At 67.8% G+C, this 14,747-nt stretch carries 16 protein-coding genes and 1 riboswitch; of the genes, 7 read left to right on the top strand and 9 right to left on the bottom strand.

Annotated features, from left to right (window positions below):
• Positions 1-6: 6 nt before the first annotated feature.
• Positions 7-969 carry a helix-turn-helix domain-containing protein gene (locus tag ACPPVQ_RS09455; protein WP_426520914.1) on the bottom strand — a complete coding sequence of 321 codons (963 nt, stop codon included), beginning with the start codon at positions 967-969 and terminating at the stop codon, positions 7-9.
• Between the two features lie 85 nt (positions 970-1,054).
• On the opposite strand from ACPPVQ_RS09455, the gene ACPPVQ_RS09450 reads away from it, so the two are divergent.
• The 4 genes from ACPPVQ_RS09450 (at position 1,055) to ACPPVQ_RS09435 (ending at position 4,807) form a co-directional block, all read left to right on the top strand.
• Positions 1,055-1,261: a hypothetical protein gene (locus ACPPVQ_RS09450; RefSeq protein ID WP_426520912.1), complete on the top strand. Its 207-nt coding sequence runs from the start codon at positions 1,055-1,057 to the stop codon at positions 1,259-1,261.
• A gap of 273 nt (positions 1,262-1,534) precedes the next feature.
• Complete coding sequence (locus ACPPVQ_RS09445; RefSeq protein ID WP_426520910.1) at positions 1,535-3,640, top strand: glycosyl hydrolase family 28-related protein; 2,106 nt, start codon at positions 1,535-1,537, stop codon at positions 3,638-3,640.
• A gap of 106 nt (positions 3,641-3,746) precedes the next feature.
• On the top strand, positions 3,747-3,893 hold the full coding sequence (locus ACPPVQ_RS09440; protein ID WP_426520908.1) for a hypothetical protein: 147 nt from the start codon (positions 3,747-3,749) through the stop codon (positions 3,891-3,893).
• Positions 3,894-3,931: 38 nt separating this feature from the next.
• On the top strand, positions 3,932-4,807 hold the full coding sequence (locus ACPPVQ_RS09435) for an aminoglycoside phosphotransferase family protein (protein WP_426520906.1): 876 nt from the start codon (positions 3,932-3,934) through the stop codon (positions 4,805-4,807).
• On the opposite strand, the gene ACPPVQ_RS09430 is transcribed toward ACPPVQ_RS09435, so the two are convergent.
• From ACPPVQ_RS09430 to ACPPVQ_RS09420, 3 genes are all read right to left on the bottom strand, one after another.
• Positions 4,804-6,162: a maltokinase N-terminal cap-like domain-containing protein gene (locus ACPPVQ_RS09430; protein ID WP_426520904.1), complete on the bottom strand. Its 1,359-nt coding sequence runs from the start codon at positions 6,160-6,162 to the stop codon at positions 4,804-4,806. The two genes, ACPPVQ_RS09435 and ACPPVQ_RS09430, sit on opposite strands and share 4 nt — an antisense overlap.
• A 57-nt stretch (positions 6,163-6,219) precedes the next feature.
• Positions 6,220-7,305 carry a fatty acid desaturase family protein gene (locus ACPPVQ_RS09425; RefSeq protein ID WP_426520902.1) on the bottom strand — a complete coding sequence of 362 codons (1,086 nt, stop codon included), beginning with the start codon at positions 7,303-7,305 and terminating at the stop codon, positions 6,220-6,222.
• Positions 7,306-7,461: 156 nt separating this feature from the next.
• Complete coding sequence (locus ACPPVQ_RS09420) at positions 7,462-8,187, bottom strand: GAF and ANTAR domain-containing protein (protein WP_426520900.1); 726 nt, start codon at positions 8,185-8,187, stop codon at positions 7,462-7,464.
• 336 nt (positions 8,188-8,523) lie between these two features.
• On the opposite strand from ACPPVQ_RS09420, the gene ACPPVQ_RS09415 reads away from it, so the two are divergent.
• The 3 genes from ACPPVQ_RS09415 (at position 8,524) to ACPPVQ_RS09405 (ending at position 10,795) form a co-directional block, all read left to right on the top strand.
• Complete coding sequence (locus tag ACPPVQ_RS09415; protein WP_426520898.1) at positions 8,524-9,285, top strand: hypothetical protein; 762 nt, start codon at positions 8,524-8,526, stop codon at positions 9,283-9,285.
• Between the two features lie 94 nt (positions 9,286-9,379).
• Entirely contained in the window at positions 9,380-10,441 is a 1,062-nt protein-coding gene (locus ACPPVQ_RS09410; RefSeq protein ID WP_426520896.1) for a hypothetical protein, read from the top strand.
• Positions 10,442-10,444: 3 nt separating this feature from the next.
• Positions 10,445-10,795 carry a metallopeptidase family protein gene (locus ACPPVQ_RS09405; RefSeq protein WP_426520894.1) on the top strand — a complete coding sequence of 117 codons (351 nt, stop codon included), beginning with the start codon at positions 10,445-10,447 and terminating at the stop codon, positions 10,793-10,795.
• 27 nt (positions 10,796-10,822) lie between these two features.
• Here the strand turns inward: ACPPVQ_RS09405 and ACPPVQ_RS09400 are convergent, their stop codons facing one another.
• From ACPPVQ_RS09400 to ACPPVQ_RS09380, 5 genes are read right to left on the bottom strand one after another with little or no spacing between them, the layout of a single operon-like run.
• On the bottom strand, positions 10,823-11,083 hold the full coding sequence (locus ACPPVQ_RS09400; protein WP_426520892.1) for a hypothetical protein: 261 nt from the start codon (positions 11,081-11,083) through the stop codon (positions 10,823-10,825).
• Between the two features lie 25 nt (positions 11,084-11,108).
• Entirely contained in the window at positions 11,109-11,705 is a 597-nt protein-coding gene (locus ACPPVQ_RS09395; protein ID WP_426520890.1) for an ATP-binding protein, read from the bottom strand.
• The gene (locus ACPPVQ_RS09390) at positions 11,689-12,471 is read right to left on the bottom strand and encodes an energy-coupling factor transporter transmembrane component T family protein (protein ID WP_426520888.1); all 783 of its coding nucleotides are present in this window, start codon (positions 12,469-12,471) and stop codon (positions 11,689-11,691) included. Before ACPPVQ_RS09390 ends, ACPPVQ_RS09395 begins: the two co-directional genes overlap by 17 nt.
• Entirely contained in the window at positions 12,468-13,955 is a 1,488-nt protein-coding gene (locus tag ACPPVQ_RS09385; RefSeq protein WP_426520886.1) for an ABC transporter ATP-binding protein, read from the bottom strand. The genes ACPPVQ_RS09390 and ACPPVQ_RS09385 overlap by 4 nt, the downstream gene beginning before the upstream one ends.
• An 11-nt stretch (positions 13,956-13,966) precedes the next feature.
• On the bottom strand, positions 13,967-14,587 hold the full coding sequence (locus ACPPVQ_RS09380; RefSeq protein ID WP_426520884.1) for an ECF transporter S component: 621 nt from the start codon (positions 14,585-14,587) through the stop codon (positions 13,967-13,969).
• A 36-nt stretch (positions 14,588-14,623) separates the two neighbouring features.
• A riboswitch (TPP riboswitch) is annotated at positions 14,624-14,734 on the bottom strand.
• Positions 14,735-14,747: the final 13 nt, after the last annotated feature.

The raw sequence follows: 14,747 nt of genomic DNA, 5'->3' as shown, positions 1-14,747 counted from the left end.
CCTCCGTCAGGCCGGCTGGGCCGAGCCGGCGAAAGCCCGCCGGTAGCGGGTGGGCGCGATCCCGACCTCCTGGTCGAAGTGATGCCGGAACAACGTCGGGCTGGTGAACCCGCAGCGCGCGCTGATCTCGTCGATGGACATGCCGGTCGTCTCGAGAAGCAGCCGCGCGTGCAGGACGCGCTGGCGGTTCAGCCACTGCATCGGCGAAACACCGGTCTCGGCGCGGAACCGCCGTGAGAAGCTGCGCGTCGACATCCGGGCGCGCTGGGCGAGAGACGGGATGGTGTGCTGCTCGTCGAGCCGGGACGTGAGGTACTCGAGAATGCCGGCCAGCGCATCCCCCTCGCCTTCGGGCACCGGCCGGTCGATGTACTGCCGCTGACCGCCGTCCCGCTGCGGGGGCACGACCATGTGCCGAGCGATCGTGTTCGCGACCGCGCTGCCGAGTTCGCGGCGCACGAGGTGCAGACAGGCATCCACACCGGCCGCCGTGCCTGCGCTGGTGATGAGGTCGCCGTCGTCGACGAAGAGCACATCGGGGTCGATGCGGGCAAGCGGGAAGCGCTTCTTCAGCGCGTCGGCGTACCGCCAGTGGGTCGTGCAGGCGCGTCCGTCGAGCAGCCCCGCTGCACCGAGTACGAAGGCTCCCGAGCAGACGCTGAGCAGGATCGCTCCGCGGGCGGATGCGCGACGCAGCGCCTCGAGCACCTCCTCTGGGTAGTCGTCGCGGATGCGCGCGGCGGGAACGGCGATGAGGTCGGCGTCATCCATCGCCTCGAGCCCGTAGGGCGGGGTGATCGACGCGCCGGTGGGATTGTTGATCGGCACACCGGGTTCCACGCCGCAGACGCGGAAGTCGAAGACGGGGAGGCCGGCGTAGCTGCGGTCGAGCCCGAAGACCTCGCAGACGACCCCGAACTCGAACATCGCGAAGTCGTCGATCAGGGGTACCGCCACGGTTGTGATCATTCCTCGAGTGTAGTGGCCGAATGTTTGCGAAGATAGTCTCAAAGCCATCTGGTGACCGAATATGTATGTTCGTATCGTTAATGCCATGACACAGGGAACGCTCACACTAGGACATGGCCACCGTATGGCGACCCGCGAGACGCAACGGACAGCATCCCCCGAACGCCGCCATCCGATCAGCGACTTCCTCTCAGCCGCTATCCGCGCACGCGGCGGCGAATCGACCCGGGACACGGAGCGGATGTTCCGCGACCTCCAGGCGGCGCAGGGCGCGCGCGAGTCCGGCCGCTGAGCACTTGCGCACACGGCGGACCGCGTGCGCAGACCGGGCGCGCTGGCATCGCGCGGGCGACGAGACTGCGCTTACCGAAATCTTTCGATCCAGCTCACAGGATCTGCAAAGACTTGCAGTGATTTACGCAAGAATTCGATAATTTCGTGACATTTCCCCGGTAGACCTTGCGCGTTCAGCCACGCGGGTCATACAGTCGCCTCACTCGACCGGCGCTCGCTGCGCCACGAGTGTGCACAGGCGCACATGAACCGCGAGAGGAACGAGTCAACGATGACACGGAGCAGCACTCGATTCACGGCGAGCCGGTCCGCGGCAAGCAGCTCGGCAGCCAGCCGGTTCCCGGCGAGCGCCGAGGGCCGCCGACCACGCTGGGTCACCGCAGCCGCTGCCGGGGCGACCACGCTCGCGGTCGCCATCAGCATCGTCGCGGGCACCGGGGCGGCCGTCGCGCAGACTCCTGCGCCCGCTCCCTCGGCGACGCGGGCCGCGCTGGACCCGGCTCTGGTCGCCGGCCGGGGAGCCGACCTCGGCTTCGTCGAGCAGGAAGCCGAGAAGGCTGCCACCACCGGCACGGTGATCGGTCCTGACCGGACGGCGTACACCCTGCCCGCAGAAGCATCAGGTCGCTCGGCCGTCAAGCTCACCGCCGGCCAGTACGTCGAGTTCACCCTCCCCAAGGCCGCCAACGCGATCACGGTGCGCTACAGCATCCCCGATGCCCCCGCGGGCGGCGGAATCACCTCGCCCCTGAAGGTGACGGCTGCAGGCGTCTCGAAGACGATGTCGCTGACATCGCAGTACTCCTGGCTCTACAACCAGTACCCGTTCTCGAACGATCCGGGCGCGGGCCTGCTCCACCCGGACTGGTGGATCACCGAATGCGGGTGCGTGCCGAGCCAGACGACACCGGCTCCGGTGATCTCGACGCCGTTCCGCCCGATGCACTTCTACGATGAGCAGCGGCTGCTCCTCGGCCGCACCCTGAAGGCCGGAGACACCGTGCGCCTGACCGTGCCCGCAGGCGCTGCCGCCGCGTGGACCGTGATCGACCTCCTCGATTCCCAGCTCGTCGGACTGCCGAAGATCGACATCGTCGCGGCGAACGTGCTCCTTTTCGGCGCCGACCCATTCGGCAAGCGCGACTCAGCGCCGGCGTTCGACAAAGCGATCGCTGCAGCGAAGAAGGCGCACCTGAAGGTCTACGTTCCGCCGGGCGTCTACCAGGTCGACCGCCACATCATCGTCGACAATGTGACGATCGAAGGCGCGGGCAGCTGGTACACGATCATCACCGGCCATCAGGTGACACTGTCGACTCCCGCGCCCGACGGCTCGGTGCACACGGGGGTCGGGTTCTATGGCAAGGACGCTTCGGCGGGCGGCAGTTCGAACGTGCACCTCTCCGGGTTCGCGATCGTCGGCGACGTGCGCGAGCGCATCGACACCGACCAGGTCAACGGCATCGGCGGGGCGCTGAGCGATTCGACCATCGACGGTCTCTACGTCGACCACACCAAGGTAGGCATGTGGTTCGACGGGCCGATGAACAACCTGAAGATCACGAACAGCATGATCGTCGACCAGATCGCCGACGGGGTGAACTTCCACACCGGCGTGACGAACTCGAGTGTTTCGAACACATTCGTGCGCAACACCGGTGACGACGGCCTGGCGATGTGGTCGGAGACGACGGAGGATGCGAACAACACGTTCGATCACGACACCGTGCAGACGCCCACGCTGGCGAACGGCATCGCCATCTACGGAGGCACCGACAACACTGTGTCGAACAACCTGGTCGCAGACCCGCTTCGTGAGGGCAGCGGCATCCAGGTCGGTTCGCGATTCGGCGCGCAGCCGTTCACCGGTCACCTCTGGATCACGAACAACACGACGGTGCGGGCCGGAACGTACGAGCTGAACTGGAACATCGGGCTCGGCGCGATCTGGTTCTACGCACTCGAGCGCAACATCGATGCCGACATCGAGGTCGTCGGCGACTCCTTCCTCGACAACACGTACAACGCGATCATGCTCGTCACCGACTTTCCGGTGAAGGACCAGTTCTCGATCACGAACGTGCATTTCAAGGACATCAGGGTCGACGGCACCGGAACGTCGGTGCTGAGTGCGCGGTCCGCAGGTTCCGCGACCTTCGAGAACGTGGATGCCCGCAATGTCGGCGCGGTCGGCATCAACAACTGCGGGTCGTTCAACTTCACGCCCGCGGGTTCGGAGTTCTCGGTGGTCGACCTCGGCGGCAACGACGGAGGCGGTACGACCGGCCCGTGGTTCGCGCCCTGGGAACTGCCGAACACGATCACCTGTGACGACCGCCCGACGGTCGTGGTACCCCCGGCGCCGTCGACGTGGTGACGCGGGCGGGATCCCGCTGACCGGGCTATCGTGCTGACCAGCCCCACCATCGTGACACGCGCGCACGCTCCCGCGAATGTCGGTGGCAGCGCGCATCATGGTGTGCATGAGGCTCGAAATGTGCGAACGCTGCGACGGAACGGGTGCCGACCCCACCCAGCCCTACCGGGTAGACGACGTGGCGCTCTGCGTCGAGTGCGGCGGTGACGGCTGCCACCGTTTCGTCGAGGAGGAGCTGCAGCTCACCGCCTGACCTCCGGGTCCACGACGGCCGCGCGGTAGCCTGAATGCGTGGATACGCCGGCTGCCGACATCGACGTCGATGAGACGCTCGTGCGGTCGCTGCTCACAGAACAGCATGCTGATCTCGCCGACCTGCCTCTTCGCCTTGTCGCGAACGGCTGGGACAACGCGATCTACCGGCTGGGGCTCGAATACGCCGTGAGGGTCCCGCGCCGCACCATTGCAGCGCAGCTCGTCGAGCACGAGAACACCTGGCTCCCCGTGATCGCTCCCCTCGTCCACGTGGCGATCCCGGTTCCCGTCCGCACCGGCGCGCCGAGTGATCGTTTCCCGTGGCAGTGGAGCGTCACGCGCTGGGTCGACGGAGAACTCGCGGCCGACACACCCTTCGACGAGCACGGCACGCTCGCCGTCGAGCTCGCCCGCTTCGTTCGCGACCTGCACGTCGAGGCTCCGGCGAACGCCCCCGCGAACCCGGTGCGCGGCGTGCCGCTCCAGACGCGGGCGGATGCGGTGGCCGGCCGATTCGCCTCCGGCCTGGTCCCGCACGCCGCGGCCCTCGCCGCCGTCTGGCAGTCCGCGCTGGACACGCCACCCTGGGCGGGGCCTCCGCTCTGGCTGCACGGCGACCTGCATCCGGCGAACATCATCGCCAGGGGCGGCCGGCTGGCCGCCGTGATCGACTTCGGCGACATGACTTCCGGCGACCCGGCGACCGACCTCGCGACGGCGTGGCTCACCTTCGACCCCGACGGGCGCCGCGCGTTCACGCGCGAGCTCGCCTACGACGGCGCGACCTGGTCTCGGGCGCGTGGATGGGCGGTCACGATGGCCACTGCAGTCCTCGCCAACTCCGCCGACGCACCGGCCATGCGCAGGGTCGGCCTGCACGCCGTCGAACAGCTGCTCGAAGACCAGCCCTAGCCGGGCAACGGAGCCGAACGGGCGACGAGACGCTCGATCGCCGCGAGCGGGATACCGATCCAGGTCGGCCGGCTTCGCGATTCATACACGGCCTCGTAGACCGCCTTGTCGAGTTCGAAGGCGTCGAGCAGGATGCGGTGCGCACGCACGTCGAACCCCGACGACACGATGTAGCCGTCGACATACGAGCGACGCGCCTCGCCTGCCCAGTCACGCGCATCCGTCCCGTCCGTGTGCGCAAGCGAACCAGCGACATAGTCGAACGAGCGCAGCATCCCGGCGATGTCACGCAACGTCGAGTCGGGCCGTGACCGTTCATCCATCGGGCGCAGCGGCTCGCCTTCGAAGTCGATGAGCATCCAGCCACGGTCGGGCGACAGCAGCGCCTGTCCCAGGTGGAGGTCTCCATGGATCCGCTGGAGCCGGGGCAGGTCGCCCGATGCGGCCGTCGCGTACACGGCGGTGATGCTCTCGGCGAAGCGCGCGACCCCCAGTACTTCCTTCGACGCGACGCGGAGCCGCGCACGCATGCTCACGAGGGCGTCCTCGACGTCCTCCGCACCGGTAGGAGTCGTCGCGAGCACCCTTGCGAGGGTGGCGTGCACCTCGGCTGTCGCAATCCCGAGATCATAGGCGCGGTCGGCGAAGCTCTCCCCCGCAGCTGCAGCGCGCAGGGCGACGCGCCACGCGTCATCGAGCCCTGGCAGGAACTCCTGGGCGAAAGCGAGGTGCCCGATAGCGGTCCCGCTCGCGCGCCCGGGGTCGGGCCAGGTCGCGGTGAGGTAGCCGACGAGAGGCGGAGCGCGGTGCGATCCTCCCTGGGTGAGCGCCGCCTGGGTGGTCACATCCGGGTTCTCTCCGTGGTGGAGCACCCGGAACACTTTGGCGATCACGAAAGGCAGAGGACCGCCATCCATGTCGTAGACGATCGAGGTGTTCGACTGCTCGCCACCGAGCACGCGGGATCGCAGGATCCCGCCGGACGCGCCGAGTGTGGTGCCGTCTGCGCGAACCTGATCTCCGGGAAGGTGTCGTTCGTGGCTGATCGCGTCCAGGAGGGCCGCAGCGAAAACGGGATCGTGCGGGCCGTCATAGAAACAGTCGCCGCCTGCCTCGCCGATCAGCGCCGCCGATGCGGCCGGCTCGATCGCCGTCCGCACCACGACGGGAACCTGGTAGAGCACCGGCACTTCCGGCGCCTCGTCGAGCACCAGGTGGATCAGGCAGCGGGCCCCGGCGGCCGCGGTGGCCAGGTGGACGGTTCCGATGATCCGGATGCGCGGGCTCTGGCCCTTCGTCGCATACCATCGCTGGCGCACCATCCAGACTGCGAGAAGGGCGGCGACATCGTCCATGTCTGAACCATACGCCGATCGGGCGAGAGGGTGTTCGCTGCGCGCGGCGTGGGCGGGTCAGGGCGCGATCGCGCTGCGTTGCTCGAGCAGGGGGCACGCGAACGGGTCTTTCTCGCCGAGTCCGACGCGGTTGATATAACGCGTCACGATTCCGTACGACTCCGCGAGGCCGGTCTGGGTGTACGGCACGTCGTGTTCGGCGCAGAACTGCGCGACGGTGGGCGCTGCGCGGCGGAGATGCGGGCGCGGCATCGACGGGAACAGATGGTGCTCGATCTGGTAGTTCAGTCCGCCCATCATGAAGTCGATGAACAGATTGCCGCGGATGTTCCGGCTCATCAGAACCTGTCGTGTCAGAAAGTCGAGTTTGACGTCCTTGCCGATGATCGGCATCCCCTTGTGGTTGGGTGCGAACGACAGCCCCATATACATTCCGAAGACGCCGAGTTGCACGGCCAGGAAAGCCGCGGCCACGCCGGGTGACAGCACGAAGAAGACGAGCGCCAGGTAGGCGACGATGCGCACGACGAGAAAGACGATCTCGACAGGCCTGCGCTGCATCGGGGCCCGCATGAAGACCCGGCGCACGCTCGACGCGTGGAGCGAAAGCCCTTCGAGAAGGAGCACCGGATAGAAGAACCAGCCCTGATGGGAGATGAGCCAGCGCACCATCGGGTTGGTGTGCGCTGTCACCTGGGCCGTGGTGAACGAGACGACCGGCAGGTCCAGGTCGGGGTCGACACCTTCTTTGTTCGGGTTCGCGTGGTGGCGGGTGTGCTTGTGCTGCCACCAGCCATAGCTCATGCCGACGAACAGGTTGCCGATGACCAGACTCGTCCAGTCGTTCCAGCGACCGGACCGGAAGATCTGGCGATGGGCGGCGTCATGGCCGAGAAAGGCGATCTGCGTGAAGACGAATGCGAACACGACCGCCGTAAGCAGCTGCCACCAGCTGTCACCGACCAGGACGAAGGCCACGATGCAGGCGCCTGTGACGAGCGGTACGGCAGCGAGTTTCGTCCAGTAGTACCCATAACGGCGACGCAGGAGGCCCGACTCCCTGATCGTGCCTGCCAACTCGACGTAGACGTCGGTCGGCCGCGCTTTACGGGCCCCTGTCGGGTTGACGATTGTCGTGCTCATAAGTGCCCCCGGTGCGGTCGATCGTGCGAACCGCTGCCGGGGTCTCGAGCAACACGACAATTCTAGCGAGCCGCTCGACGCAACCGCCGCAACTCACAGCACGCACTCGGCGTAGACGCAGGATCGAAGAGGGGACTACCGTCAAGAGGCTCGATATCAGATGGTGAGCCGGCGATCCACGACGCGTTCGGCCACGTCGCGAAGGCGCTCGTTGTTACGCCTCGCGTAGTTCCTCAGCACCTGGAACGCCTCATCGACCGGCACCTGACGGGTTTGCGCGACGATCCCCTTCGCCTGTTCGATGAGCACACGGCTGGCGAGGGCGTGCTCGAGCTGCTCGGTGAGCAGGCGACCGTCGCGGATCGCGCGCTCCTGCAGGATGCCGATGGTGGCCACATCCGCCAGCGCCCGCGCGACCGCGGCGTCTTCACCGCTGAGCGCTCCCACCGAACTACCGAAGAGGTTCAGCGCTCCGATCGTCGAGGTGCGCAACCGGAGCGGAACCGCGAGCACCGAGCGGAAGTCCGAGGCCTCCGCAGCCTCCCGGAACCGGGACGGTCCGGTTTCGCGGATGTCGTCCACGGCAACCGCGGACCCCGTGCGGAAACTCTCGACGCACGGCCCCTCGCCCCAGTCGACCTGGACGGCCTCGACCCGCTCGCTGCGCCCGTCGGACGAGGCGATCGGGTGGAGCCCGCCGGCCGGGTCCGAGAGCACGATCCCGGCCGCAGCGACCCCGAGGATGGCGACGCACTCCTCGACGAGGGTGTGCAACAGGTCGACGACGTCATAGCCTGCGACCAGCGTGTCGGCAAGCGTCACGAAGGTCGTGATGAGGTGTTCTTCACGGCCGTTCCTACGCTCGCGCGCATCCGTCGACATAAGCCAATTGTAAGAAGTTCGCCTCCCGCTGAGCCGGGAATCCCCGAACGTCATACATGAGACTCCCAGTGAATGCGCACCTTTTTGCCATGGGTTCTGCCCGGATCGCCCAGATCGGCCGCATACCGTATCAGGGTTGGTGGCACAGTAAGCCGCCTCGTCGCGTATGCACAATCGCGCCGGCCTCCCCCAGACCAACCCGACCCTGGCCGACTGACGATCTTCCGCGGCGCCCAGCCCGCCGGTCCGCGCCCTCATCAGGGCGGAGACGACCATGCCTGCACTCGGCCCACGGCCTTTTTCAGAGCGGCGGGGAAGTTCCTAACTAGGAAGTACATGCTCAGCTCCACCTCATCCCTCCTGTCCGTCAAGCACATCATCCAGGGCATCGCAGCAGCGGCACTCACCGCAGCAGTCGTCGTGCCCACCGTCATCACCCACAACGCCCAGACCTCGGAGCGTGTCGCAGCGGCGCACGAACTGTCCGTGTCGACGGGGATGCACCACGACCAGCTCTCCATCTACGCCGGCATCGTGCGCGACCGCCTCGACGCCGAAGCTGCCAAGACGATCTCGACCGGCACCCAGGCCGTGAAGGCGAACAGCACCACCGTCAGCACCGCGGCGGCAAGTCAGGCGATCACGCAGCTTGCGAGCTACGAGAAGCTTCCGGACACGACGGTCCGCGCGCGCATCGATGTCGCGAACGCCGCGATCCACACGGTCTCCGTCAAGGCGGCCCAGGTGCGCCAGGCGGCCCAGGCGGCCGAGGCCCGGCGCCTCGCGAACACACCAGACGGCGCACGCGCCACCGCACGCACTCTGATGGCGCAGAAGTACGGCTGGGGCGACGGCGAGTTCCAGTGCCTCAGCAGCCTGTGGCAGAAGGAGTCCGGGTGGTCGTACACGGCATACAACCCGGGCGGCGGCGCGACCGGTATCCCGCAGGCGCTTCCCGGCAGCAAGATGGCCAGCGCCGGTTCTGACTGGCAGACCAACGCAGCCACACAGATCACGTGGGGCCTCGACTACATCGCCCGTTCGTACGGTTCCCCGTGCAGCGCGTGGTCGCACTCCCAGGCCATGAACTGGTATTGATCCGCGCCTGAACGCACTCCGCAGGGGAGTCCTGGATTCGTCCGGGGCTCCCCTTCGTGCCGATTAGACTCATCACGGCCGACAGAGGAGAGCAATGAGCGAGACGATCATCCAGGGTGCCCACCTCGTGGGCAGCATCAATCTTCCGGATGCCGGAACGACCTTCCGTGTTGTCAGCGAACACCTCGGCGACCGTCTGAAGCGCATCCCCGACGGCGAAGTCGGTGAGCGCTTCTACTGGATCCAGTTCCAGGCCAAGCGCTTCGATACGATGGCGGGCATTTCGCGCATCCCTGTCGAGCCCTTCTACATCCGTGACACCTTCGACGGCCGCCCGTTCACGATCGACGGCGGCGTGGACGCTGACGACCTCGTCTTCCCCGACCTCGGCTATGCGGATGCTGCCATCGAGTCGTACCGCACGTTCGCGGAACTGCGCGACCAGGGCGTGATCGCCGCAGGCACCCGATTCCAGGTCTCCCTTCCGACCCCGGCCGCCGTCGTCGGAGCGTTCGTGGTCGCCGACGACCGCGCCGCGTTCGAGCCCGCCTACGAGCGGGCGCTCTTCGCGGAGCTCGACCGCATCCTCGACGTGATCCCCCACGACGACCTCGCCGTGCAGTGGGACACGGCAGTGGAGTTCGCCCTGCTCGAGTCGGCGAACATCCGCTCCCACCACGCGATCACACCGTGGTTCGATGACGTTATGGGCGGCGTCGTCGAGCGCGCTGCCCGCCAGGCCTCGCGTGTGCCGGAGGCGGCCGACCTCGGCTACCACCTCTGCTACGGCGATGTCGAAGAAGCGCACTTCGTGCAGCCGACGGATGCCGGCTACCTGGCGACTTTCACCTCACGACTCCTCGCGTCGAGCCCGCGCACCGTGAACTGGGTTCACCTCCCTGTACCGATCGAGCGTGACGACGACGCATATTTCGCTCCTCTCGCCGACGTCGAGCTGCCGGAAGGCACGGAGCTGTACCTCGGCCTCATCCACCACGAAGACGGCGTCGAAGGCGCGCTGCGCCGCGCGCGGGCGGCCGCGACCGCCCAGCCGCACTTCGGAATCGCCACCGAATGCGGGTTCGGCCGCGGCCCCAGCGAGCGTACCGCTCCCCTGCTCGACCTGCACGCTGCCGTCGCCGACCCCTGGTCGTAGCCGATGCTCGACCTCGACGCGGACGCGTTCGAAGCCCTGGTCACAGACGAGCTCGACGAGCTGCCCGATGACATGGTCGATGGGCTGGACAACGTCGTCTTCGTCGTCGAGGACCGCCCGGAGGACGGAACGCTCGACCTGCTCGGACTGTATGACGGGATCGCGCTGACGGAGCGCGGCCAGTACGGTTTCGGCGAGATGCCGGACCGCATCATCCTGTACCGTGAACCACTGCTGTCGATCTGCGACACCATCGACGAGCTGCGCGACGAGATCCACGTGACACTCGTACACGAGATCGCCCACTTCTACGGCATCGACGACGACAAGCTCCACGAGCTCGGCTGGGGCTGAACTCCCCGTCGAGAACCGGCCCGCGCGCTACTCGTCGTCGCGGATGGCCTCCACAGGATCGCTGTCCGGAGCATCGAACGTATAGCTGACGTGAAGCTCCCCCTGGATCTCGCGCGAATCGCCCGCGTTGTACCAGAACAGCGACTCGAGACCCTCGACCGCTGCGACCGCGCCGATGCGGTCGTCGTAGCGGCCGCCGATCAGCACACGCCGATCGGTCTCTCCGGCCAGCGGACCGTCGACGTATTCGACGACGTACTCTTCGCTGACCCGCTCTGCATCACTCATGGCGACAACGTTAGACCCGTTGCGGTCACGCGTCGCGCGTGACGAGCGGCCAGTCGGTGACGTCGAGCACGACGTCCGCCTGCTCGATCGGCGTCTCAACGGCCACATAGTCGTCGAATTGGGCCTGCCAGTGGTCCCAGTGCGCGTCGAAGCCGCCGTTGTCCCGGCGCAGGGCACGGTCTTTGCGTACCCGATCGTCGGCGGTGAGCCAGATGCGCAGGTCTGCGAGAGGTGCGTTCGCCCGCGACAGGGTTCCGCATCCTTCGACGACCAGCGGGACCGACCCGTCGACGACGGTCCACTCGTCGAGGCGCCCGATCGTCCAGTTGAACCGTTGCCAGCGGGCATGCGCGCCCGCACGGCGCGGCGCGAGAAGTTCGGTTCCGAGATTCACGCTTCCTTCGGCCAGCCCGCCCCAGCCGGGATACAGGTCGTCCATGCGCACGAGCGTGGGCTGCAGGCGACCAGGCCACCGAGCGACGATCACGTCGGCGAGAGTGCTCTTGCCCGCCCCCGCCGGGCCGTCGATGAGTACGACGGATGCATGCTTTGCTGCGCGACCGGACGCATCCGCCGCCCTCACGCGCTCGAGCAGCGCCTCGACGTCAGAGCGTTCCGACAAGGTTCCAGCTTCCTGCGGCGATCGCGACCCCGGTCGCCAGCAACGCCACTGCGACGCCCAGGAGGACGACCATCCAGTCCCGGATGCGGAACACGGACGGACGCGCCCAGGTACGCAGGGTGGGCGCACCGAACCCGCGCGCCTCCATCGCCGTCGCGAGTTTGCTGCCGCGACGGATCGAGAGAACGAGAAGGGCGAACGCCTGCCCCAGGAATCGCCGCACCGCACCACGATCGGCCACCCCGCGGGCGCGACGCGCGAGGCCGAGTGCACGCCAGTCATCGATGAACAAGCCGACAAGGCGGAGGCCTGCAAGCCCGCCGAGAACGAATCGTGCCGGAAGCCGGAGCACCTCGGCCAGACCGTCGGCGAGGTCGGTCGGATCGATCGTGACGAAGAGCAGCACCGCCGGGATGCCGATGGCCAGCACGCGCAGGGTGGTCGCCGCCCCGAGGGCGATCGAGCCGTCGCTCACCTCGATGAGCGACCAATGCCAGTAGACGGTGCCCGACGAGACACCGTAGAGAACCGTGGTCAGGCCCGCGAGCGGCGCGGCGATCCACACCGGAGCCGTACGAACGACGATGAGTCTCGGCGGGAGCCCGACGAAGGCGAGCAGCACCAGTTCGGCGACCAGTGCGACCGCCGCCGACACCCAGTCGATCGTGAGGAGGAGACCGAGGGTGACGGCCAGCGAGAATCCGAGCTTCGCGACAGGGTTGACGCGCGCCAGGGGCCCCCGCCGGTACGGGGCGATGACGGTCACGACGCCCTCCCGGCGCGCGTCGGAGCCGGTTGGTCGGCATCCGATACCAAGCGCAACTCGCCCGCCCCGATCGCCGTGATGAAGTCGATGTCGTGTGTCGCCGCGACGATCGCGTGCCCGTCGTCACGCAACTCGGCGATGAGCTCGACAAGGCCGGCCCAGGTGAGGGCGTCCTGACCGAACGTCGGCTCGTCGAAGACGAGGACGGTCGGGCGGGTGATCAGGGCCGTCGCCACGGACAGACGGCGCTTCTGGCCGCCCGACAGGGTGAAAGGGTTGGCATCGGCGACCTCGGCGAGCCGGAGTCGCTGGAGGAGTTCGTCCACCTGCTGTGCGAGCTCGGGCGGATGCGCACGGAGAGCCCGTGGCCCGACCCGGAGTTCGGCCCGCACGGTGGCTTCGAGCAGCTGGTGCTCCGGGTTCTGGAAGACGTTGCCGATACGGGTCAGAAGCTGGGCCGAGCTCCAGCGGGAGGGGCTTGCGGCGGCCCCCGCAGCAAGTGCCGGCGCCGCCACCAGTGATCCGCCGGCGGGAGGGATGAGCCCGCCCAGGGTCAGCGCCAGCGTCGACTTGCCGACACCGTTCCTGCCCGTCAGGGCGGTCGCCGAGCCCGCATCGATTCGCACGTCGACCGTATGCGGGAGCGGCTCCCCCCGCCCGCGCCGCAGCACGAGCGCGGATGCTTCCAGCAGTGCCGCCCGATCGGCTGCATTCCTGGCGGGGGGCGCGGCCGGTTCGTCGTGCGGAAGCCAGACTCCCGCACGACGCAGGGTGTCGGCGTTGTCGGCCAGCACAGCATCCGGTGTCCCGTCGGCCAGGACACCGCCGCCCGCTGCGAGCACGATCACCCGGTCGACGAGGTCGCGCCAGACCGAGACGCGGTGCTCCACGACGACCAGCGTGGCGCCCGTCGCAGCGATCGCCGCGCCGACCGCATCGCGTACCTCCAGAACGCCCTCCGGGTCGAGGTTCGCTGTCGGCTCGTCGAGCAGCAGCAGTCCCGGCTGCATCGCAAGGATTCCGGCGAGAGCGAGGCGCTGCTTCTGCCCTCCCGAAAGCGTTGACGTCGGATGGTCCAGCGGGAGCCCGAGCCCCACAGCGGCGAGGGATGCGCGCACCCGCCGCCAGGTCTCGTCCCGGGGAACGCCGAGGTTCTCGCACCCGAATGCGACATCGTCGCCCACGCGCGCAAGGATGACCTGGGCATCCGGATCCTGGAGCAGCAACCCGCTCCGCCCGCGAACGGAACCCGCCGGCTGCCCGTCGACCAGGAGTCGCCCGTGCGTCTCGCCTTCATCGTCGCCGCCGAGCACGCCGGCCAGCCCGGCGAGCAAAGTACTCTTGCCCGACCCGGAAGCCCCGAGAAGCAGCACCCGCTCCCCCGGCCTGATGCGCAGCGACACCTCGCGCGCAGCCCACGCCGCGCGCCCTCCGTACCGCCAGCCCCAGCCTTCGCTCGCGACCGACGCGGGTCGGGCATCCATGCTCTGGATGCTCAGGCCCGGCCCGCAACGGACCGGCCGGCGGCGAAACGGCTGAGCGCACCGGTCTTCGCGAGCGCCCGCACGACGAGCCACGATCCCAGCCCGCCCACGATGATGCCGGAGATCGTGGTCGTGATCGTGTAGATGATCGCGAATTCCGGCTTGGCTCCCGGGTAGGAGACCGTGAGGTCGAGGACGGACTCGGCCAGCCCGGCACCCGCGCCGGCCAGCAATGCGACGTACAGGCGCCAGTTCGCATAGAGGAAGAGCGCGAACACGATCTCTGCGCCGAGGCCCTGGACGAATCCGGAGAGAAGCGTCGTGAAGCCCCACTGGGTGCCGAGAAGGGCGGAGACGACAGCGGCGACCAGTTCGGTGAAGATCGCGGCGCCCGGCTTGCGCACGATCAGGGCGCCGAGAACCCCGGCGAAAAGCCAGGGACCGTTCAGGATGCCCTGGAGTCCGGGGAGCGCCGCAGTCACGGGCGCGCTGATGGGCGTCCAGGCGACACCCCACGCCCAGAAGATGACGCCGCTCGCGACGGCGACGACACTTGCGACGACGATGTCGACGACACGCCACTTGAAGGTGCGCGTAGGTCGACCGGTGGTAGATGCGATTGTTGCGTGCACTGTTCGTGCCCTTTCACTCGAGGAAAAGAGGGCACGGGATTGAGAAATGCTGCCTCCCTGCGCTGGCATGATCCAGATCAGGTTCGACGGTCGAAGCTTGAGAAGCTTCCTCTCAGCCCGGCTCACCGGACTCCCGTGTTTCGAGGAACAGTCTAGTGGT

Source organism: Leifsonia sp. McL0618, from assembly GCF_049994905.1.
GTDB lineage: Bacteria > Actinomycetota > Actinomycetes > Actinomycetales > Microbacteriaceae > Diaminobutyricibacter.
This window is presented reverse-complemented; position numbering and strand designations above follow the sequence as displayed.